This is a genomic window from Enterobacter cloacae complex sp. P47BA (genome assembly GCF_014930485.1).
In the GTDB taxonomy this organism is placed as follows: domain Bacteria; phylum Pseudomonadota; class Gammaproteobacteria; order Enterobacterales; family Enterobacteriaceae; genus Enterobacter; species Enterobacter bugandensis.
In genome coordinates this window covers 511,649-533,476 of the sequence record NZ_JADBRF010000001.1, presented here as the reverse complement: position 1 = coordinate 533,476, position 21,828 = coordinate 511,649, and the positions used below count along the sequence as shown (strand labels likewise).

Annotated in this window: 19 protein-coding genes; 7 read left to right on the top strand and 12 right to left on the bottom strand. The window is 57.6% G+C overall.

The window, feature by feature from the left end; all coding sequences use genetic code 11:
- Positions 1-33: 33 nt before the first annotated feature.
- The 5 genes from fnr to IM299_RS02450 all read right to left on the bottom strand — a co-directional run bounded on the left by fnr (position 34) and on the right by IM299_RS02450 (position 5,819).
- The gene (gene fnr / locus IM299_RS02470) at positions 34-786 is read right to left on the bottom strand and encodes a fumarate/nitrate reduction transcriptional regulator Fnr (protein ID WP_006174991.1); all 753 of its coding nucleotides are present in this window, start codon (positions 784-786) and stop codon (positions 34-36) included.
- Between the two features lie 183 nt (positions 787-969).
- The gene (ogt, locus tag IM299_RS02465) at positions 970-1,485 is read right to left on the bottom strand and encodes a methylated-DNA--[protein]-cysteine S-methyltransferase (protein ID WP_028012946.1); all 516 of its coding nucleotides are present in this window, start codon (positions 1,483-1,485) and stop codon (positions 970-972) included.
- A 10-nt stretch (positions 1,486-1,495) separates the two neighbouring features.
- Positions 1,496-3,022 (bottom strand): p-aminobenzoyl-glutamate transporter, encoded by a 1,527-nt coding sequence (abgT, locus tag IM299_RS02460; protein WP_045261473.1) that lies wholly within the window; start codon positions 3,020-3,022, stop codon positions 1,496-1,498.
- Between the two features lie 41 nt (positions 3,023-3,063).
- Entirely contained in the window at positions 3,064-4,509 is a 1,446-nt protein-coding gene (locus IM299_RS02455; protein ID WP_193356987.1) for a M20 family metallopeptidase, read from the bottom strand.
- Positions 4,509-5,819, bottom strand: a complete 1,311-nt coding sequence (locus IM299_RS02450; protein WP_193356986.1) for a M20 family metallo-hydrolase — start codon at positions 5,817-5,819, stop codon at positions 4,509-4,511. Before IM299_RS02450 ends, IM299_RS02455 begins: the two co-directional genes overlap by 1 nt.
- Positions 5,820-5,994: 175 nt before the next feature.
- On the opposite strand from IM299_RS02450, the gene IM299_RS02445 reads away from it, so the two are divergent.
- Together IM299_RS02445 and smrA are read left to right on the top strand one after the other, a co-directional pair.
- Positions 5,995-6,906, top strand: coding sequence for a LysR family transcriptional regulator (locus tag IM299_RS02445; protein ID WP_028012950.1), 912 nt, complete (start codon positions 5,995-5,997; stop codon positions 6,904-6,906).
- A 355-nt stretch (positions 6,907-7,261) separates the two neighbouring features.
- Positions 7,262-7,825: a DNA endonuclease SmrA gene (gene smrA, locus IM299_RS02440; protein ID WP_045630204.1), complete on the top strand. Its 564-nt coding sequence runs from the start codon at positions 7,262-7,264 to the stop codon at positions 7,823-7,825.
- A gap of 27 nt (positions 7,826-7,852) precedes the next feature.
- Here smrA and IM299_RS02435 read toward each other — a convergent pair whose 3' ends face one another.
- Positions 7,853-9,514 carry a methyl-accepting chemotaxis protein gene (locus IM299_RS02435; RefSeq protein WP_028012952.1) on the bottom strand — a complete coding sequence of 554 codons (1,662 nt, stop codon included), beginning with the start codon at positions 9,512-9,514 and terminating at the stop codon, positions 7,853-7,855.
- A gap of 143 nt (positions 9,515-9,657) precedes the next feature.
- Between IM299_RS02435 and IM299_RS02430 the strand changes: the two genes are divergently transcribed.
- Positions 9,658-10,524 carry an aldo/keto reductase family oxidoreductase gene (locus tag IM299_RS02430; RefSeq protein ID WP_028012953.1) on the top strand — a complete coding sequence of 289 codons (867 nt, stop codon included), beginning with the start codon at positions 9,658-9,660 and terminating at the stop codon, positions 10,522-10,524.
- Between the two features lie 46 nt (positions 10,525-10,570).
- Here IM299_RS02430 and IM299_RS02425 read toward each other — a convergent pair whose 3' ends face one another.
- Positions 10,571-10,771, bottom strand: a complete 201-nt coding sequence (locus IM299_RS02425; RefSeq protein ID WP_028012954.1) for a hypothetical protein — start codon at positions 10,769-10,771, stop codon at positions 10,571-10,573.
- A gap of 309 nt (positions 10,772-11,080) precedes the next feature.
- On the opposite strand from IM299_RS02425, the gene umuD reads away from it, so the two are divergent.
- Positions 11,081-11,515 (top strand): translesion error-prone DNA polymerase V autoproteolytic subunit, encoded by a 435-nt coding sequence (umuD, locus tag IM299_RS02420; RefSeq protein ID WP_028012955.1) that lies wholly within the window; start codon positions 11,081-11,083, stop codon positions 11,513-11,515.
- Positions 11,499-12,761 carry a translesion error-prone DNA polymerase V subunit UmuC gene (gene umuC / locus IM299_RS02415; RefSeq protein WP_048956317.1) on the top strand — a complete coding sequence of 421 codons (1,263 nt, stop codon included), beginning with the start codon at positions 11,499-11,501 and terminating at the stop codon, positions 12,759-12,761. The genes umuD and umuC overlap by 17 nt, the downstream gene beginning before the upstream one ends.
- Before the next feature lie 383 nt (positions 12,762-13,144).
- Here umuC and IM299_RS02410 read toward each other — a convergent pair whose 3' ends face one another.
- The 4 genes from IM299_RS02410 to IM299_RS02395 all read right to left on the bottom strand — a co-directional run bounded on the left by IM299_RS02410 (position 13,145) and on the right by IM299_RS02395 (position 19,328).
- A complete protein-coding gene (locus tag IM299_RS02410; protein WP_370567612.1) occupies positions 13,145-16,210 on the bottom strand; it encodes an efflux RND transporter permease subunit in 3,066 nt (1,021 codons plus the stop codon).
- 2 nt (positions 16,211-16,212) lie between these two features.
- Positions 16,213-17,361 carry an efflux RND transporter periplasmic adaptor subunit gene (locus IM299_RS02405; RefSeq protein WP_192986078.1) on the bottom strand — a complete coding sequence of 383 codons (1,149 nt, stop codon included), beginning with the start codon at positions 17,359-17,361 and terminating at the stop codon, positions 16,213-16,215.
- Between the two features lie 78 nt (positions 17,362-17,439).
- Positions 17,440-18,636 (bottom strand): cell wall metabolism sensor histidine kinase WalK, encoded by a 1,197-nt coding sequence (locus tag IM299_RS02400; protein ID WP_193356982.1) that lies wholly within the window; start codon positions 18,634-18,636, stop codon positions 17,440-17,442.
- The gene (locus tag IM299_RS02395) at positions 18,633-19,328 is read right to left on the bottom strand and encodes a response regulator (protein ID WP_048956323.1); all 696 of its coding nucleotides are present in this window, start codon (positions 19,326-19,328) and stop codon (positions 18,633-18,635) included. The genes IM299_RS02400 and IM299_RS02395 overlap by 4 nt, the downstream gene beginning before the upstream one ends.
- A gap of 124 nt (positions 19,329-19,452) precedes the next feature.
- Here IM299_RS02395 and IM299_RS02390 point away from each other — a divergent pair, with 124 nt between their 5' ends.
- Entirely contained in the window at positions 19,453-20,238 is a 786-nt protein-coding gene (locus tag IM299_RS02390; RefSeq protein ID WP_193356981.1) for a MipA/OmpV family protein, read from the top strand.
- A 28-nt stretch (positions 20,239-20,266) separates the two neighbouring features.
- Here the strand turns inward: IM299_RS02390 and yajD are convergent, their stop codons facing one another.
- Positions 20,267-20,614 (bottom strand): HNH nuclease YajD, encoded by a 348-nt coding sequence (gene yajD, locus IM299_RS02385; RefSeq protein ID WP_003857471.1) that lies wholly within the window; start codon positions 20,612-20,614, stop codon positions 20,267-20,269.
- Between the two features lie 177 nt (positions 20,615-20,791).
- On the opposite strand from yajD, the gene IM299_RS02380 reads away from it, so the two are divergent.
- Positions 20,792-21,817: an LLM class flavin-dependent oxidoreductase gene (locus IM299_RS02380; protein ID WP_048956325.1), complete on the top strand. Its 1,026-nt coding sequence runs from the start codon at positions 20,792-20,794 to the stop codon at positions 21,815-21,817.
- Positions 21,818-21,828 lie beyond the last annotated feature (11 nt).

Sequence of the window (21,828 nt, the reverse complement as noted above, 5' to 3'; positions counted from 1 at the left end):
AATTTATCAGTCTGGTTATCAACATGCGGAGAGTTACGCCACGTTGCGGGCGTGTCCGGCAAGAACGGCCAGCGCTTCGCCGTTTTCGATAGTGATGTATTTACCCTTAACGGCCAGCATTCCGCTCTTCTGGAAACGACCCAGCAGACGGCTGATGGTCTCAACGGTCAGGCCCAGGTAGTTACCGATATCGCCACGGGTCATGGTCAGACGGAACTCACGCGGCGAAAAACCGCGCTCGGCGAAGCGGCGGGAGAGGTTGTAGATAAACGCGGCCAGGCGCTCTTCTGCATTCTTTTTAGAAAGCAGCAGAATCATGTCCTGATCGCCTTTGATCTCACCGCTCATCAGACGCATCATCTGCTGACGCAGGTTAGGCATCTTACCGGACAGATCGTCCAGGGTTTCAAACGGAATTTCGCAAACCATTGAGGTTTCGAGTGCCTGAGCAAAGCTCGGGTGGTGACCAGTACCGATGGCATCAAAGCCCACCAGATCTCCTGCCAGGTGGAAGCCGGTGATCTGCTCGTCACCCTGTTCGGTGATGGTGTAGCTCTTGATGGTGCCAGAGCGGATAGCATAGAGCGATTTCAGTTCGTCTCCCGCTTTAAACAGCGTCTGCCCTTTCTGAATCGGCTTTTTGCGCTCGATGATGTTATCAAGCTGATCGAGTTCATGCTCATTCAGGGTAAACGGGATACAGAGCTGGCTGATGCTGCAATCCTGGCAATGGATAGCACAACCGCCAGACTGAATGCGTCGTATAATTCGCTTTTCCGGGATCATAGGTTTGCTCAAGCCTTAATTGATATTGGTCAATTTTAACATCTTTTTGGTAAGTACGTAAGCCTGACAAACCCTCAATAAGGACAAGAGACGGCAACGTGTTGCCATCTTCTTGAAATTCCACAGCTTGATTATGGATTTTTAGCCTAACCGGTAGAAAATTAAGCACAAAAAGCCTGGGATCTACAGCAAGAGATACCCTTCGTGACGCAGTAACCACTCCTTGCGCTGCACGCCGCCGGCATAGCCGGTCATGGTGCCGTTACGGCCAATGACCCGATGGCAGGGCACCACAATGCTGACCGGATTAGAGCCATTGGCGGCACCCACCGCGCGTGCGGCGCCTGCGCGGCCTAGCTGCTCCGCGAGCTGGCCGTAATGCATGACCTGCCCGCACGGAATCGACCGCAGCGCCTGCCACACTTCGCGCTGAAAAGGGGTACCTGCCGTGGCGGTTGGCAGAGTGTCAATGATGCTGAGATCGCCTTCAAAATACGCCGCCAGCTTGTCGCTCAGCCCGCCCGGGTTGGTGGCGCTGATGCGTTCATAACCTTGTGCGCGGTAATGAATATCAAGCAGTTCCTCCATGCGGTCGCTGTGCTCTTCCCACTCAACGGCGCGCAGGCAGAACTGCTCGTCCGCGATCACCCACAGCGGCCCGAGCGGCGTCGCAATTTTATCTTCGAGTAATCTCAGCATTTTCAATCCTTTAATTTAGCCTCGGGTATATCCCCGGCCCAATCGGCAGGCCGACAAGATACCATGCCACCAGCATCACCAGCCATACCCCTAAAAAGATAAGCGGGTAGGGTAAAACCAGCGAATAGTAGGTACCCAGTCTGGCCTCGGGCTTATAGCGCTGCAGGAAGCCTAAAAACAGCGGAACGAAAGGTGAGACGGGCGCCAGCGGGATCACCGAGGAGTCCGCGATGCGGAACAGGATCTGGGCAAACGCCGGGTGGAACCCGAGCATCATAAACATCGGCACGAAGATCGGCGCCAGAATTGACCAGATGGCGGAACCGCTGGCAATAAACATGCACAGCAGGGATGACAGCAGCGCCAGCCCGACAAACGCCGGTACGCCGCTTAATCCGGCAGCCTCCAGCGCGTCGGTCAGGCCCACGGCCATAAACTTTCCCATGTTGCTCCAGTTAAACATCGCCACGAACTGCGCCAGCGGGAATACCATCACGATAAAGCCCGCCATCTCTTTCATCGGCTCGATCATCAGCTGCGGCAGATCGCCCTGACGGCGGATTTTGCCGGTAGCGATACCGTAGGCGAGCGAAACGACAAAGAAGAAGAGAATAATCAGCGGCACGATGCCCTGAATAAACGGCGACGGCAGGACGGTATGCTTAACCGGATCGCGCAGTATGCCGTTTTCCGGCACCACCATCAGCGCCACCAGCGCGATAAACGCCAGCGAGACCAGCCCGGCCACGCGCAGGCCGAAGCGCTGCTCTTTGCTTAGCGTCTCCAGCTTTTCATCGCTACGGCCTTCCCATTTGCCCAGACGCGGTTCGACGATCTTATCGGTAATCAGCCCGCCGACAATCGTCAGGACAATCACCGAGCTGGCCATAAAGTACCAGTTGTCGATCACGCTGACGTGCATGGCCGCATCAATGGTTTTCGCTGCCTCCGTGCTGATGCCCGAGAGCAGCACGTCGGTGGTGACGATCAGCAGGTTGGCGGTAAAGCCGCAGCCCACGCCCGCAATGGCCGACAGCAGACCCGCCACGGGATGGCGCCCGACGGCGAGGAAGATCAGCGCCCCCATCGGCGGCATAATCACCAGCGCGGCATCGGATGAAATGTGGCTAAAGAAGGCGATAAACAGCACCATGTAGCTGGCGTAGCGCGCGCTGACGTGGGACGCCATTTTTACCATCAGTGCGGGTAACAAGCCCACGCGTTCAGCCAGCCCGGCGCCCAGCACCAGCGCCAGAATGGCACCCAGCGGAGCGAAACCGCTGAAGTTTTTGATCACGTTCGGTAAAAACCAGTGCAGCCCGTCAACGCTGAGCAGGTTTTTCACCGCCACCAGGCTGCCGTCTGCCGGGCTGCGCACGCTGACGTCAAAGGCCGAGAGCACGGCGGTGGCAACCATCAAAATCACAATCAGATAGATAAACAGCAGGAAAGGGTGCGGCACTTTATTGCCGATCCTTTCAACCCAGCCATAGAGCTTACCGGATGGGGAATGCGAAGGTATGGATGACATACTCATGGGCGTTCCTCGGGAGTGTTGTGTTGTTGTGTTGTGTTTTTTTATTTTAAAGGTGACGGTGTCACGCCCGGTGGGATCGGACACGCGTACGGTTTTTCTTCTATTTGATGTTCGAACTCTTCACGGCATGTTTTCAGCAGGTCTGCATCCTGCAGCAGATTGAGCGCGGTTGCGCCCATCACTTTCCCGGCCAGCAGCATGCCTTTGTGGGCGATGGAGGTTCGTCCTTGCGCCACCAGTTGCCAGGTGTGCAGCGGCGTGCCGACGGTAAAGCAGGGGCTGAAGCACTGGGCGACCGGCATTTTCCAGCTGACGTCACCCACGTCCGTTGAACCCGCCAGCACGTTATCGGTGATGGCATAGGGCGCGACTTCATCCACCAGCAGCGTCTCCTGATGGCGGCGGGCAAAGGCTTTGCCTGCTTCTCCCCCCGTGGCGGCAATATTTTTCAGGCTGTTCTGCAGATCGTTTGGCGTCAGCGTGGCGCGGATTTCGCGGGCAAAGTCGCGCTCTTCATCGGTCCACTCCGGCGTGCCGTAGTGCTGCAACGCGCGGTACATCGCAGCCTCAAGCGTGTGGTTCGGCAGGTAGCTGGAGCAGGCCTTATCAAAGCGGCATTCCACGGTGGTTTCGGTCATCATCGCCGCGCCCTGGGCAATTTTCTCGATGCGCTCATAGATCTGCTGCGCGTCGGCCATCTCCGGGGCGCGGATCAGGTACAGCACTTCAGCCTGCGCCTGCACCACGTTGGGCGAAATCCCGCCGGTGTCGGTGATGGCGTAATGGACGCGCGCTTTCTCTATGATGTGCTCGTTAAGGAAGTTGGTGCCGGTGGTCATCAGCGTCACGGCGTCCAGCGCGCTGCGCCCTAAATGGGGCGAGTTGGCCGCATGCGCCGCCACGCCGTGAAAACGCCAGGCCGCCTGAATGTTGGCCAGCGTGCTGACGTTAAACATCCCGGCAAAGGCCTCCGGGTGCCAGGTGACGGCGGCATCAACGTCATCAAACAGACCTTCACGTACCATAAAGGTTTTCCCGGAGCCGCCTTCCTCACCGGGACAGCCGTAAAAACGCACCGTTCCGCTGCCGCCGTGCTGCTCCAGCCAGCTTTTTACCGCCACCGCGCCCGCAAGCGCCGCGGTACCCAGCAGGTTATGCCCGCAGCCGTGGCCGTTCGCCCCCGGCGTGGCGGATTGCGCCGTCGCGCAGTGCGCCTGCTGGCTTAGCCCGGCCAGCGCGTCGTACTCGCCCAGCAGAGCGATAACCGGTTTTCCGCTGCCGAAGCTGGCGATAAACGCGTTTGGGATACCGCCAGCCTCGCGGGTCAGCGTAAAGCCCTCGGCTTCCAGCTCGTCAGCGAGCCGTCTGGAGGACCAGACCTCTTCAAAGCGGGTTTCGGGATGATCCCAAATCGCGTCGGCAATATCCGTTAGCGTCTGACATCGCGTGTCGATGGCATCGGCAATAAAAGCGTAGTTCTCCTGCATTACACACCTCGCGTCCACGGGAAATTGAGCGCAGTTCGCGCCAGCGTTTCAATGGCGACAGCCATGACCTGCTCATCGAAGTCGAATTTTTCGTTGTGATGTCCGGCGCTCAAATCTGTGCCGAACACCATATACGACGCCATGCCGCCGTTCAGCTGCACGCGGGCCATCATCAGCGTGGCGTCTTCAGAGCCTGCTGGCGCTTTCACCTTATCGATTGCGTGCACAATTCCCGATACCTGGCTCGCCTGTTCACGCAGGTAATCAACCCAGGCCGGCGTCGGCGCGCTGGAGGTGGCGGCCCCCATCAGGCGCATCTCCGCGCTCACGCCATAGAGCGCGGCCGCGCCGGTAATGACAGTCTTCGCGCGTTCAAAGACATACTGGTTTATTGCTTCGTTTTCGCCGCGGGTTTCAACCTTAATCAGTGCATTTGCGGGCACCACGTTGCGGCCGCTACCCGCCTGCATCACGCCGACGTTGACGCGGGAAGCGCCTTCGCTGTGCGGGGCGATGCTGTGCAGGGCGAGGGCGGCCTGCGCGGCGGCAAGCAGGGCGTTACGTCCATCCTCCGGTTTGCCGCCCGCGTGTGCGGCAACGCCGGTAAAGTTCACGTCGAACTTGGTGGTTGCCATAAAGTTATCGCTGCCGCAGATCGCCGTTCCGGCGGGGACGCCGGTACCAATATGGATGGCGGTAAAATAGTCCACGCCGTCCAGCGCCCCGGCGGCGACCATGGCGCGCGCGCCGCGGGTGCCTTCCTCGGCAGGCTGGAAAATCAGCTTGACGGTACCGTTGAGCTGCGCTTCGTTCTGCTTAAGCACCTTTGCCAGCCCCAGGCCAATGGTGGTGTGGCCGTCGTGCGCGCAGGCGTGCATCATTCCCGCGTTGCAGGAGGCAAAACCGTCGCGGAACGGGCGATGGCTGTCGTCGAGCGCTTCGCTTAAATCAAGGGCATCCATGTCGACGCGAAACGCCAGCGTCGGGCCCGGTCGTCCGGTATTCAGGGTCGCCACAATGCCGGTAAATCCGCCTTCAAACGGTGCCAGCCATTTCTCAGGCGCCCCCTGTGACCGCGCACGGGCAAACTCTCGCGAAAGGGTGGCGTCATCGGGCAGCCCCATACGGCTTTCGGCATCGATCACGTCGCGACCCATCGCCAGTTCGTAGCCCAGGGAGTCAAGGATTTCCGCAACCTTTGCGGCGGTACGGAACTCTACCCAGCCGGATTCCGCAAAATGGTGAAAATCGCGACGCCATGCGATCAGCTGGGGGGCTAATGTCTGGATGTACTGCGCCAGTGTGTCCATATCTGTTCCTGTCATCATTAAAAAATGTGAACTGCTTCACGCTGTGATAGTTTTTACTTATCACTAACCGTTTTTTCACAGTTTTAACCGTTCAGGAATTACCCTCGCACATCCCTTTCCATTAAAGTAGATGACAGTTTCTTTACTCTGATAAACAACGGTTATCGGTTGGGCTATGTCATTTCAGATTAAATTTCATCAAATCCGGGCGTTTGTTGAAGTGGCGCGTCAGGGCAGCATTCGCGGTGCCAGCCGGACGCTGAATCTCTCGCAGCCGGCGCTGACCAAATCCATCAAAGAGCTGGAGGAGGGCATGGCGGCGCAGCTTTTTGTTCGCCGGAGTAAAGGCGTTGCGCTGACCGAGTGCGGGGAAGGGTTTTACCAGCGCGCCAGGCTGATTCTGGAAGAGCTGCGTGCGGCGCAGGATGACATTCGCCAGCGGCAGGGGGATCTGGCCGGGCAGATCAATATCGGGATGGGGGCCAGTGTGTCACGCAGCCTGATGCCCGCCGTCATCACCCGTTTTCACGCCCAGCACCCGCAGGTTAAAGTGCGAATTATGGAAGGGCAGCTGGTGTCGATGATCAATGAATTACGCCAGGGCGAACTGGACTTCACCATCAACACCTATTATCAGGGGCCTTACGACCATGAATTTACGTTTGAAAAACTCTTCGAAAAACCGTTTGCGGTATTTTGCCGGGAAGGGCATCCGGCGACAGGGGCAACATCCATTAACGATCTGCTGCATTATAACTGGACAATGCCAACGCCGCGGGGAAGTTATTATAAGCAATTAGAAGATCTATTTAGCCACCGCTCGCAAATACCGCGGATTGGCGTAGTGTGCGAAACCTTTTCTTCCTGCATTAGCCTTGTTGCGCAAAGTGATTTTTTAAGTATTCTTCCACAGGAGTTAGGCTGTGATCCGCTGCTGGCGCACCGTCTGGTCATTCTGCCGGTTGCCGAGTCGCTTCCAAAAGCCGCATATTATTTAATTCAGCGCCGGGATTCTCGTCAAACTCCGCTTGCCGAATCATTAATTACGCAATTCAGAAGGGAAGCGAGAAAAATAGTTTCAGGGTGAATGTCGCATAATAAAAAAACAGAGTCTGCCCGACATCAGACAGACCCTATAGTACACACAGCAGTGCGTCCTTTCGCAAGTCCTGGGTATTATATCCATGAGGCAGGTAAATTTAGTTATAACACCTTTCCCGAAAAATGAAAGGAAGGTGAATGACTGATTTCACGAAAATTTAACGCAAATCACCTATTTTACTGTTGCTGGGGTTTTAGTTAAGTCAGGTTTAAGTACATTTTATAATGCCTATATATATTCATCGGGTTAATATTTATCTCGTGCCTCATCTTCTAAGGGTTATTGAGACACCTGCCTGGCGCAGGTATAGTACAAACCCAGATGTAGCCGGAGGATTTCCATGAACCCTGACGACAAATCCCTTTTTCTTGACGCCATGGAGGATGTCCAGCCCCTGAAACGCTGCACCGATATCCACTGGCAGCAAAGCCGTAATACCCGGGCTCGCCAGGACATCGATACCGAACAGCTCGACAACTTTCTGACCCTGGGTTTCCTTGAGCTATTGCCGCTTGACGAGCCGCTGGCGTTCCAGCGCGAAGGCGTCCAGCAGGGCGTTATTGATAAGCTGCGTTCGGGTAAATACTCCCGACAGGCCAGCTTAAATCTGTTGCGTCAGCCCGCTGAACGCTGCCGCCAGATGCTGTATTCCTTTATTCGCCAGGCCAGTCGTGACGGATTACGTAACCTCATCATCATCCACGGGAAAGGGCGCGAGCAAAATTCGCATCCTAATGTGGTGCGTAGCTATCTGGCACGCTGGTTAACCGAGTTCGAGGAAGTGCAGGCGTTCTGCGTGGCGCTGCCGCATCATGGCGGCAGCGGGGCTTGCTATGTTTCCCTGCGAAAATCCGACGACGCGAAGCAGGAGAACTGGGAACGGCACGCCAAGCGCAGCCGTTAGCGGGCGATATCTTCGCCCGCCTGAGGCTTAGAAGGTTTCCCAGTTACTGTCGGGGGTGGCGTTAGCCGTTGCCGGACGCAGCAGCTGCGGCGTTTTAACGTTGGCCGGGCGTGGGGCGGTGGCGTTTGCTTTACCGTTCAGACGAAACGCGGCCACGGCCTGACGCAGCTGTTCGGACTGATCTTCCAGCGCCGCTGCCGCCGTGGCGGACTGCTGCACCAGCGCGGCGTTTTGCTGCGTCACGCTGTCCATCTGCGACACGGCCAGGCTCACCTGCTCAATGCCGCGGCTCTGCTCATCCGATGCGGACGAAATCTCGCCCATGATATCGGTGACGCGGGTGACGGCGGCGACAATCTCCTTCATAGTCGCGCCCGCTTCGCTGACCTGCTCAGAACCGGTGTTCACCCGGCTGACTGAGTTCTCAATAAGCCCTTTGATCTCTTTCGCCGCCTGCGCGCTGCGGCTGGCCAGCGTACGAACTTCACCGGCGACAACCGCAAACCCGCGGCCTTGCTCGCCTGCGCGCGCGGCTTCCACCGCGGCGTTAAGCGCCAGAATGTTGGTCTGGAACGCAATGCTGTCAATCACGCCGGTAATATGAGCGATTTGCTGCGAACTGTCGGCAATTTCGTTCATGGTGCGCACCACGTTATCCACGACGTGGCCGCCGCGAGCCGCTGTTTCAGAGGCATTCTTCGCCAGCAGCGTCGCCTGACGGGCGTTATCGGAGTTCTGTTTAACCGTTGCGGTCAGCTCTTCCATGCTGGCGGCTGTCTCTTCGAGCGAGGAGGCCTGCTCTTCGGTGCGGGCGGAGAGATCGTTGCTCCCAGCGGCAATTTCACCCGCGCCGGTGTAGATGGAGTCGGTGCTGCCGCGTACGGCGCTGACGGTCGTCACCAGCGACTGCTGCATCTCGTGCAGGCCAGCCGCCAGTTGACCCATCTCATTGCGGCCAGAGAGGGTGATATCCTGCGTCAGATCGCCTCCCGCAATGGCGCGAATATGGTTCATGATGGCGTTGAGCGGTTTTAACAGCAGGTGCTGTAAACCCTGCCAGATCACCACCAGCACGGCGATAACGGCCAGGAAAATGGCTGCCAGCGTCCACTGCATCTGCGTGAAGCTGCTTTGGTTCTCTTCGGTTGCCGCCTTCAGCAGCGTGTTGTTCTCGGCGCGCCAGCGGTTATAGACCGCTTCCATGTCGTCCTGGGCCTGCTGAGCGTCCAGATCGCCATAGGCCTGGTAGTTGTCGGCACGCAGATACTCAATCGACAAACGCATCACCTCGTGCATCTGATTCCATGACTTCTGCATCTCGTCGGTTAACGCCGCATTCTGGCCGTTAACCTGCGGCATTTTCTGCCATTCTTTGTTATAGGCTTCAGCTTTAGCCAGCGAGTCGCCTGCGGTGCCGAGCAGTTTGTTGATCGCGGCAAGGGATGCCGGGTCGCGCTGGTTCTTCAGGTAGCGGATTGCCACGCGGGTGACGGTAACGCGCGTTTTCACCAGCGTGTTCACGCTGTCGCTCAGGCTTTCCTGCTGGGCATTCAGCACGCCGGAGTTCTGGAAGTTATGGCGATCGTTGCTGACGGCAGAGTAGAACAACCCTCCCGTGACAACTTGCAGCAGACAGAATATGGTGAGGGCAAAGATAATTCCGGTAATCACGTGCAGATTTTTCAGCATAGCGGTCGTCCGTTAGAAAAGATGCAGAGGTACACCCATACTATCGTCGTATAGAATTTAAACTTTAATTTAACTCGCGCTTAACTTAGGGCTTCGGTCAGGAACCTGTTGTAAATCCGGATCATTTTATGAGGAAGGTTAACATGAGCAGCATTGATAAAAGCGGGACGTACGCGCTCGGAACGCGAACGGTTAAACGACTGGGCTACGGGGCAATGCAGCTTGCCGGGCCGGGCGTATTTGGCCCGCCGAAGGATAAACAGGCCGCGCTGGACGTGCTGCGCGAAGCCGTGGCGGCGGGTGTGAATCATATCGATACCAGCGATTTTTACGGCCCGCATGTGACGAACCAGCTGATCCGCGAGGCGCTTCATCCTTACCGGGACGATCTTACCCTCGTCACCAAGATCGGTGCCCGTCGCGATGACAAAGGGGCCTGGCTGCCGGCCTTTTCCGCGCAGGAGCTGACCCAGGCGGTGCATGACAACCTGCGCAACCTGAAGCTGGATGTGCTGGACGTGGTGAACCTGCGGATCATGTTTAGCGCACACGGCCCGGCAGAAGGATCGATTGCTGAACCGCTTTCCACTCTCGCAGAATTACAGCAGCAGGGGCTGGTACGCCACATTGGTCTGAGCAACGTCACGGCCACGCAGGTGGCGGAAGCGCGGAAGATGGTGCAGGTCGTCTGCGTGCAGAACATGTACAACATTGTGAACCGCGGCGACGATGCGCTGGTGGATTTACTGGCGCAGCAGGGGATTGCGTATGTGCCGTTCTTCCCGTTGGGAGGCTTCACGCCACTGCAGTCCACCGGCCTGCAGGCCGTCGCGGATTCCCTGGGCGCAACGGCGATGCAGGTTGCGCTGGCATGGCTACTGCAACGGTCGCCGAACATTCTGCTGATCCCCGGCACGTCATCCGTGGCGCATCTGCGGCAAAACCTCGCGGCGGGAGAGGTGCAATTGCCGCCTGAAGCACTTGAAAAACTGAATGCGCTGATGGGTTAATCACAGCATGGGCAAAGCCGGAAGGACACTTCCAGGCTTTGCCTGCTCAGACTCCGCATTGACTTTTCTGTCTGTGAAGCGCTAACGCTTCTGCCACAATTTCCTGCTTGCTTTTTCGCGTCTCAAAGGCGGTGATTCTGATGTATTCCATCAGGTCAGGCTCAATGCGGGCGCTCAACATCCTGAGATCGGCCTCCTTTGCTAAACCGCGGGCAACTCGCTTGTCGGGATAGTCACGGGCTGGCATAGAAAACGTCCTCCAAAAATCTTGATAATTCGTGCCCTAAAATATGCGTTATTCTGATGTTTAAGTCAATTAATAGTGTTTCTATAGTGATTTAATGATCTTTTTTCACATGAAGTGATTTTAAAGTGTTGGTTAGTGACTTTTTTATGACTTTTGGTTGGCCCGTCTGCGATCGCCAGCAGGAGAGGTTGCTAAATTAAATCCGCTCAAACTTCAACGCGTTTGCGGTCTTTGTCGGAAATGACCTTGATCCTGTGCCGTAATCCGTAATACTGTGTTTATATACAGTATCTGGCGGGAAAGGCATTTATGGACACTCTCTTTTCTTATCATCCAAAGCAACTTATTGAATTACCTTTATATCTTGAGCGTGTTGCCTGTGGCTTTCCAAGCCCTGCGCAGGATTATGTGGAGGATCGTCTCGATCTTAACCGGCTGGCGGTCAGGCACCCCAGTGCGACCTACTTTATCAAAGTGAGCGGGGACTCCATGATCGGCGCAGGGATTAGCGACGGCGATCTGCTGGTGGTAGACCGCTCGTTAAATGCCGAGCACGGGGACATTGTTGTGGCGTCGGTCGGCGGCGAATTTACGGTGAAAGAGCTACAGACCCGCCCGGTTCTGCGGCTGCTGCCGCGTAATGCCCGCTATCAGCCGATCGCCTTTCAGTCCGAAGAGGAGCTGCAAATCTTCGGTGTCGTCACTCATACGCTCAAAACGCATAAACATGTTCGCGCTGGTTGATGTGAATAGCTTCTATGCCTCCTGCGAGAGGGTGTTTCGCCCCGATCTGGTGGGTAAGCCCATCGTGGTGGTGTCCAATAACGACGGCTGTATTATTTCGCTGTCGCGGGAGGCAAAGCAGTTCGGCATAAAAATGGGGGAGCCCTATTTTAAATTCAAAGAGAAGGGGTATCCGTCGCGGGTTTACGTCTTTAGCTCCAACTATGCGCTGTATGCCGATCTCAGCAGCCGGGTGATGCAGACGCTGACCGATCTCGCGCCGGCCATTGAGATCTACTCCATCGATGAAGCATTTGTGAACGTTTCGGGTGTCAGCAACTGCATCTCGCTGGAAGCATTCGGTCATCAGATGCGTACGCAGGTCTTTAAAAACACAGGCTTAAGTGTGGGCGTCGGGATTGCGCCGACTAAAACGCTGGCGAAGCTGGCCAACTATGCGGCGAAGCGGTGGTCAGCCACCGGTGGCGTGGTCGATCTCTCGGATCGTGGACGGCAGCGTAAGCTGCTGGCAAAGGTTCCGGTGGAGGAGGTGTGGGGCGTAGGACGACGCATCACGAAAAAGCTTAACGCGATGGGGATAACCACGGCGCTGGAGCTGGCGGAAGCGTCATCCTGGGTCATCCGCAAACATTTTAACGTGGTAATGGAGCGCACGGCGCTTGAGCTTCGAGGTGAGCCCTGCCTCGATCTGGAGGAGTTTACTCCCACGAAGCAGCAAATTATCTGTAGTCGTTCGTTTGGACACCGTATTACGCAGTACGAGGAGATGCATCAGGCCATTTGCGCCTATGCAGAACGTGCTGCGGAAAAACTGCGTGGCGAGCATCAGTATTGCCGCTTTATCAGCGTGTTTGTGCGCACCAGCCCACACGCGGACAACGAAATTTATTACGGCAATCAGGCTTCCGTCACCCTGATGACGCCCACCAATGATTCGCGCGATATCATCCGTGCCGCCACTGAGGCGCTGGGGCGTATCTGGCTTGACGGATATCGCTATATGAAAGCGGGGGTGATGCTGGCAGACTTTTTCAGCAGCGGCGTTGCCCAGCTGAATTTGTTTGACGATAACCGCCCGAGCGCCAACAGCGCGGCGCTGATGGAAACCATCGATAGCTTAAATCATTCCGGCAAAGGGAAAATATGGTTTGCCGGGCAGGGGATTGAGAAAGCCTGGGCGATGAAGCGCGAGATGCTGTCACCGGCCTATACGACGCGGTACGCGGATTTACCGGTGGCGAGGTAAAAGGCGGCTATGTGTGACAAAGAGCCGAAGACGGTTTACGGACGCCGCTCCTGTGCAGCGTCCATAGCATCAGGGTTAAGGGCTTACTCAACCGTTAACGCATCGACAACCTTGTCGCTTCTCTATCCACACCGCCATCTCTCCCGCAAGGTGCGGGCCTTCACCGAGTGGCTGGAAAGTTTAGTGTAAAACCGCCACCGGAGAAGAGCCGCCAGTTCATGACACCGCGCACCAGTCTGTTCCATGGCATTCAGCAGGCGAGGCGTGGGTTCGTTTGCGCAGTTTAGCCGCAGCAGCTGACGGAGGATGAGATCCCCCGGATCCTGAGGAACCGTTTTGCGCTGACTACTGTGTAATCTGCCGGGGAACGATTGAGCCTCAGCTCACCTTTCTTCTGCGGCTTTGCGCTGAGTCCCCCACTGTAACAGCAGGCTAAACGACGCGGGTAATACGGTCAGCGTTACCAGCGTCGCGACCAGCAGCCCGCCGATAATCGCATAGGCCATTGGCCCCCAGAATACCTGATGAGAGATCGGGATCATGCCCAGAATGGCGGCGCAGGCGGTCAGACAGATGGGTCTGGCCCGATGCTCCGCGGCCGCCACAATCGCGGCATCGTTTGCCATCCCCTGAGCAAGATTACTGTCTACCTCGCTAATCAGTATCACCGCGTTACGCACGATCATCCCCGCCAGGGCGATGACGCCCAGCAGCGCGACAAATCCCATCGGCGTGCCGCCGGGTAGCATAGCCAGCACGATCCCCGGTAAACCAAACGGGGCCATCAGAAGCGCCAGCAGCATCCGGGAATATCGGCGCAACTGAAGCATCAGCAGCATCAACATGATGACAAGCGTCACCGGAAGAACGCTAAAAACGGAGCTGTTCCCCTTATCTGATTCGGCAACCGCGCCGCCTTCTTCTATGCTGTAACCGGCAGGCAGCTCCGCGCGCAGCGTGTCGATCGCCGGACGCAGCGCCGCCGATACCGCTTCGGCCCTCAGCCCCGGCGCGAGGTCAGTTTGCACCGTAATAAAAGGCAACCGCTGTCGACGCCAGATGACCGGATCGTCCACGCTCCAGACCAGCGTCGCGACGGCGCTGAGCGGAATTTTTTTACCGTCATTCCCCTGAACGGTCAGCGAGGAGAGGGTGGCGGTGCTGTGACGTTCATTGTCCGTGGCCCGCAGTACCACGTCGACAAGGCGATCGTTATCCCTGACCGAGGTGACAACGCTGCCGGACCAGAGGGTATTCAAGGTGCGGGCGAGAGCTTCTGACGATATTCCTGCCGCCCTGGCCGCCGTCTGATTCACCTTCAGAGTAATGATCCTCTCTGGCTCTCCGGCCGTCTGGTTAACCTCGCGCGACAGCGGCGATTGGCCAATCGCGTCGGCCAGACGGTTCGCAAGCGCCCGGACCTGCAGATAATCAGGCCCGCTCACCCGGTATTTGATTGGCCAGCCGACGGGCGGCCCAAGCTCCAGGGGCGACACGCGCGTGATGATGTCGCTAAACTGTGCCGCCAGCAGCCTGTTCAACTGCCCATGCAGACGATCCCGCGCCTGAAGATCCTTCGCCACCACCACAATCTGGGCGATGTTTTCATTTTCCAGCAGCACGTCCATCGGCAGGTAAAAACGGATGGCTCCTGACCCGACGTACGTCGAGTAGCGCTCGATATTGCTGTTGCCGGCCAGCGCGTGTTCCAGCTTTTCCACCTCTCTTAACGTTTCGGGCTGCGACGCGTTGGCCGGAAGCGTCAGGCTGACCAGCAGCTCAGGCCGGTCCGACGCGGGGAAGAACTCACCCTGCATAAACGTCGTGCCGTACACGGACAGCCCCAGCGCGGAAAGCGCAATCAGCACGGTGGCGAGCCGGTGGCGTAGCGCCAGCCCTAAAAGCCGCCCGTACCCGCGCGCGATCCTTCCAGGGCCTGCCGCGCGATGTCTGACCTTCTCCGGCAGCAGCCACGTGCCCGTCAGCGGCGAAAACAGGATCGCGACAACCCAGGAGCAGAGCAGGGCAATCAGCACTACCGCAAACAGGGAAAAACAATATTCACCGGCGCTGGAGGCCGCAAAACCAACGGGAATAAACCCGGCAATCATCACCAGGGTTCCGGTGAGCATCGGGAAGGCCGTCGTTTTGAATGCATGGGTGGCCGCATGCCGACGGGAATCCCCGGCTTCCAGTCGGGACACCATCGTTTCGACGGCGATCATGGCGTCATCCACCAGCAGACCCAGCGCAATGATCAGCGCCCCAAGCGAGATACGCTGAAGCCCGATGCCGGCGAGCATCATGCCGGCAAACGTCATGGCGAGCACCAGCGGAATGGCCGCAGCCACCACCAGCCCAGCCCGCAAACCCAGCGAGACAAATGAAACCGCCAGCACGATAACAACAGCTTCAATAAGCACCCGGACAAAACCACTTACCGCGTCACTGACCACCGCCGACTGATCGGCAACTTTCACCATCTCAATACCGTGCGGCAGCCCGGCGCTGAGGACTGTCATTCTGGCGTTCAGCGCGGCGCCAAAACGCAGCATGTTGCCCGTTGGCGCCATTGACACCGCCAGCCCGATGGCCGGTTTGCCGTTTACCCGGTACGCGGGGGCCGGCGGCTCGGCGGCTTCCCGGGTGACGGTGGCGATATCGGTCAGCGGAATATAGCGATTGTTAATGTGCAGCGTGACGGCGCGTAAACTCTCTTCGGACGTGAGCGCCCCGCTGACCTTGAGCGCGATGTTCTCCTGCCCGGTACGCATAACGCCAGCCGGGACAACCGCGTTTTGTGCCCGCAGCGCATCGGCGACCGCCTGAATATCCAGTCCCATACCCGCCAGACGGGCCGGAGAAAAGGCGAGAACCATCTGATCCTGCTGTTCGCCCAGCAGGGTGGTTTTGCCGATATCTGGCAAGGAGGCGAGCTCACGACGTATTGTCTCAACGCGATCCCGCACTTCCCGTAAGGTGTAGCCGTCGGGAATAAAGCCGTAAATCGTGCCGAACGTATCGTCAAATTCGTCGTTCACGGCCGTGCCCTGAACGCCTTCCGGTAAAGACGGCGCGATGTCCTGCATTTTTTTGCGGATCTGATACCAAATGTCCTGCACCATTTGCGGCGGGGTATTGTCACGGAGATTCACATGGATAACCACGCTCCCGGCGCGGGTTTCACTTTCGAGATAATCGAGCCAGGGCGTTTCCTGCAGCTTTTTTTCAAGCGTATCGGTCAGCAGACGGGTGGTGTCCGTTACGGACGCGCCCGGCCACTGCGCGGAGACGACCGCCGTTTTAATGGTAAAAACCGGATCTTCATTACGCGGCAGTTTTTCATAGCAGAACACGCCCATCGCCACGATCAGCAGCATGAAGAAACTGACCATCTGCTGATGGTTAAGCGCCCATGCGGACAGGTTAAATTTCGCTTCCGGTTTCATGTTCATGGCTGAACCTCCCCGGGTACCACCGGCTCTCCGGAACGGAGTTTGCTCACGCCAGCCGTAATCACCCGGTCGCCTGGCTCAAGGCCGGAGGCGATAATCACCGAGGAGGCCGTATAGCAGGCAGGCACCACCGCGCGCAGCTGCGCCTGCGAATGCGGGTTGATCACGAACACCGCCGGTCTATCTCCTGTTCGGCTCAGCGCCGATGCGGGAATGACGTAACCTCGCGGTCCAGTCGAGGGCAGGGTGACGGTGACGCTGGCACCCAGCGCTATCGCCGCTGGCGGGTTTATCAGGGTGGCTCTGACGCGCCAGGTGCGGGTCTGAGGATCGGCCTGCGGGGTGATATCCCGCAGCACGGCAGATGCCTGTACCGACGGGTCGCTGAGCAGGGAAACCCGCAATTCCGCCTTATCCAGCGGCGGTATCGCATCGGGCGTGGCGATATCAAACGCTACGTCGCGGGCTTCGCCGGTTGCCAGCGTAAGCACCGTCTGTCCCGCGCTGACAACCTGGCCCGCAGAGGCGCTGACCTCGGTGATCGTGCCGGTTTGTGGAGCGATAAGGCGCGTCCAGCCAAGGCTTTCGCGGGCGTTACGCCACGCGGCCTCGCTGCTTTTTAATCGCGCGCGGGCGACAAGCCAGTCCGCGCGGGCGCTGTCGAGTTGCGTGCGGGCTATTGCGCCCGTCGGCATGAGCTTTTGCATTCGGCTGACGTTAAGCGCGGCAACCTGCGCTGAGGCTGTGGCCCCTTCATAGTCAGCCGTTGCGCTGTCGAGCTGATTTTGTCCGGTGGTATTTTCAAGTGTGGCCAGCAGCTGTCCGGCATTAACCCGATCGCCAATATCAACGCTGCGCGTCAGTATTCGCCCCCCGGTTTGAAAGCTCAGCGTCGTTTCATCGTGGGCATGGATCTCACCGGTCCTTTCCAGCGCGGGGAGGGTTTGGGCTGTACGTACGACGACGTAGCGCACCGTACGCACTGGGGCAGGCTTATTTTCCTGTTTGTCACCGCAGCCGGTGAGCGGAAAAATCACCAGCGCGAGCAGGACCAGAGGGAGAAAATTTACCCAGGGAAGAGTGCGCGCCACGCCGTACAGATGGTGCAGGCAGTGGCGGAGGGAGAGAACAAATTCGTCTGACATAACGCCGCTCCATAAAGATGAGGGCGTTATTAAATGCGCGCTACGTCGAGAAAGATTCGATGTTCTGTCAAGGGTTTGTCAAGAGTGGATATTTTCATTACCGGACGGCTGACAGGGTAACAAAATACGCACAGCAAGGCCGCCCGTTTCCGGTAATGAGGCCTCGATCGTGCCCCCATGTGCCTGACAAATCGCCCGGGCGATAGACAAACCGAGGCCGCTGCCGCCGGAATGCCGCGCGCGGGACTGCTCCTCACGGCTAAAGCGCTTAAACATGTCCGGTAAGAACTGGGGGGATACGCCCGGTCCGTCATCGTGAAATTCAATGGCGTAATGCCCGCTGGCGTAGTGCAGCGCCACCTCAAGATGGCCGCCTTCGCGCCCGTAGCGTAGTGCATTTTCCATAAGGATAGTAAATACCTGCCCCATGCGGAACGCATCGCCTCTGAACGGGCACGTACGCGGGTTACGCAGCGTAATCGTAAAATGATGCGCTTCGGCCTGCGGCATGATCCAGGCCGCCCGCTCCTGAATAAGCTCATCCAGAGAAAAGGTCTGCTCTTCCAGCACCAGATTTCCCGCGTCCGCTAACGAGAGAAGGTGAAGCTCATCGGTCAGGCGATTAAGATGCTGAAGCTGTTTCATCACCATTCCCAGCTGCACCGGGCTGGCATCAAACACACCGTCCAACATGCCCTGCAGACGACCAATGGCGGCCGTCAGGGGCGAGCGCAGCTCGTGCGCCATCGCGACGTGCGAGGCGCGGAGCTCTTTTTCATAGCGGGCGAGTTGCCCAGTCATGGAGTTAAAGTCGTTTGCAAAGCTGACCATTTCCGCTGGCGCATCCTTGACCAGTTCAGCCTGACGGCCAAACTGCCCGTCGGCGACATCTTTGGCGGCATCGCGAAGACGGCTGAACTGCAGCGCCAGCGGTCGGGCGTGTTTTAACCCCATCACCACAATAAACGGGATCATCACCAGCACCAGCAGGGCCACCGTAACCCAGTCCGCAGAGGCGATGGATGGCGTGGAATAACTCAGCCCCCACCAGGTATCCACAATGCTGTGAAAGCGGGCCGGATCGGCCTGTGGGTTCTGGCTGAGCGTCAGAAATTCCTGCCGGACCGCCGCTGGCATTCTGCCCATTATCCAGTAGTTCTGTACCGCATAACGTAGCCACATGCAGGTGGCAATGACGATCACGCTGCCGATGGCCAGTGCCAGGATACGCGCGCAAATCCAGCGCCAGAGAGAGGAGTGCCGGTTTTTTATCATGGTTGTCTGAACCTGTATCCCACGCCGCGAACGTTAATCAACACGCCGGAAATACCCGCCGCTTCGAGTTTTTTACGCAGGTTATAAATATGGGTGTCCACCACGCGCTCCAGCGCCTCGCTTTCCGGCAGACAGTGTTCCAGCAGGTACTGACGGGAAAAGGGGCGTGCGGGAGAGCGCAGCAGCGTTGCCAGAAGCGAGAATTCCGTTGGCGTAAGATCGAGCATCACGGGCGCGTCGCCGCTGTTATCCACGCTCGCCACAATGGCGGCCACATCCACCTCCAGCGTTTGCCAGCGAAGGATCTCGTCGTCTGTCTCTTTTTTACTGCTGCGTCGCAGCACCGCCTGTACGCGAGCCACGACTTCTCCCGGATGATAGGGTTTCACAACATAATCATCGGCACCGTACCGCAGGGCACCAATGCGATCGGGGGTGTCGCCCATGGCGGTGACCATGATCACCGGTACATCGCTTTTACGACGCAGTCCGGCCAGCACTTCGGTGCCGTTAAGCCCGGGCAGCATCACGTCCAGCAGGATGAGGTCGGGTTTCCACCGCTGCGCCATATCCAGCCCGGAAAGACCGTCTCCGGTAATGGTGACATCGTAATTTTCACGACGTAAATAGGCTTCAAGCACGCCAGCCGCATCGGCGTCATCTTCAATAATCAGCACTCTTCTGGACAACATCCGTTCACCTTGACCGTTTCTTAACACTATCCCGACGATTCATTGATTTAGCCAAACCATACTGCGCCAACATTGTGTGGCAGACCCTGAATCAGCAGACGCCAGCGTCTGCGTGGAGAACAGTATGATAGCGATAAAAAAAGGCCTGTATATGACCGTTCCGCTTCTGATGGCCGTTGCCTCAGGTGTGCAGGCGGATGATGACGCCGCTTCCGGCTCTTTAACCGTCGGGCTGGGCGGTCACTATGCCCCCCGTTATTCAGGCTCAGACAAGCAGGTGTGGCAGGTGGTTCCTGTGCTGCAGGGGCGCAAGGGTGCTTTCTTTATTGATGCACAAAAAGGAGTGGGATATGACCTGCAAAACGACAGCGGTTGGTACCTGGAACATACGCTGGGTTACGACCTCGGGAGGGCAGAGAAAAATTCTGGCTGGCGTGAGGGCGCAAACAATCTGAAGGGGATGGGGGACATTGATGCCACCCTGAATACCGGCCTGGCCGTCGGCTGGCAGGCTGCGTCCTGGCTAAGCGTTGAGGGTAAGGCGACGCTACCGTTAACGGACTGCCAGGGCGTAAGTTATCAGGCGTCCGTTACGTTGATTCCCCTGCAAAACAGCGAGGACACGATCGCCCTTCAGTCTGCGGCTCTGTTTGGCGACAGCCGTTATCTGAATACCTGGTATGGGGTCAGCGAGCAGCAGAGCCGCCGCACCGGCTATCACCGCTATTCAGCGCCGGGGGGATTTTATGGCGTCGACACCAGCCTGACCTGGAGCCATCAGTTCGATGCTCACTGGGGAACGGTCCTGAGCGCGGACTATACCTGGCTTGGCGACCATGCGAATGAAAGCACAATAGTGATGCGGCGCAATGAGAGGGCTGCAACCGCCGCTATCACCTGGACATTTTAAAATCGCGGAGCACGAGCGGACGAGAAGATTATTTCTTCTTATCCATCATCGCTTTTAAATCGGCAAACGGGTTAAACGTGGCGACACCCACGTCTTTTTGCGCGTCTTCACCGGCGACCACGGTGGTGCCGTACTGATCCGCTTCGGTGTATTTCGAATGTTCGTGATCGTGGCAAAACAGGCACAACAGCTCCCAGTTGCTGCCATCTTCCGGGTTGTTAGTATGGTCATGATCGATATGGTGAACCGTCAATTCACGCAGGTTGGAATAGACGAACTCCCGCGAGCAGCGTCCGCAGACCCAGGGATAGATTTTTAATGCTTTCTCGCGATAGCCGCTTTCCAGTCGCGCGTAGTTTTTAGGGATCAGAGCCATTGCCGGTTTTACCTGCCATGAAAAAAGTGGGGAATATTATATCCATTATGGAGCGGAATGACGAACCCCTCTATTCCGTCAATTTATTTGATGCATTCCGTTAAATAAACGGCATTTATTCTTACCGGGTAATGCGTAAAGTGGACAGAACGCAACGCATTATCAGGACACAGGGTTATGAAAAAGATCGGTTTTTTATCGTTTGGTCACTGGACGCCTTCTCCGCAGTCCGGCACGCGCTCGGCGGCAGACACGCTGCTGCAGTCCATCGACCTGGCCGTGGCCGCTGAAGAGCTGGGCGCAGACGGCGCCTATTTCCGCGTGCACCACTTCGCTCGTCAGCTTAGCTCGCCGTTCCCTCTGCTGGCGGCAATAGGCGCGAAAACGAAAACCATTGAAATCGGTACGGGCGTGATTGATATGCGCTATGAAAACCCGATGTATATGGCCGAGGATGCGGGCGCGGCAGATCTGATCTCCGGCGGCCGTTTGCAGCTTGGCATCAGCCGCGGCTCCCCGGAGCAGGTCATTGATGGCTGGCGTCATTTCGGCTATGTCCCGCAGGAAGGGGAAAACGAAGCGGACATGGCGCGCCGTCATACCGAGGTGCTGCTTGAGGTGCTGCGCGGCGAAGGGTTTGCAAAGCCGAATCCACAGCCGATGTTCCCCAATCCGCCTGGGCTGCTGCGCCTGGAACCGTATTCTGAAGGGCTGCGGGAGCGCATCTGGTGGGGCGCCGGTTCAAATGCGACGGCGGTATGGGCCGCTAAGCTCGGCATGAACCTGCAAAGCTCAACCCTGAAAGACGACGAAACCGGTGAGCCGTTCCATATTCAGCAGGCAAAACAGATCCGCGCCTATCGTCAGGCCTGGAAAGAGGCAGGGCATGCGCGCGAGCCGCGCGTCTCGGTCAGCCGCAGTATTTTTGCCCTGATGGACGACCGCGACCGGATGTATTTCGGCGCCAGCCGCAACGACAGCGATAGCGTGGGGTATCTTGATGAAAAAACGCGCGCGATCTTCGGGCGCAGCTATGCCGCGGAGCCTGACAGGCTGATTGAACAGCTAAAGAAGGACGAGGCGATTGCCGAGGCTGATACGTTATTACTGACCGTACCGAACCAGCTCGGTGTGGATTACAATGCGCACGTGATTGAGTCCATTCTCAAACATGTCGCACCGGCAATGGGCTGGCGCGATTAAGTATTCCGCCG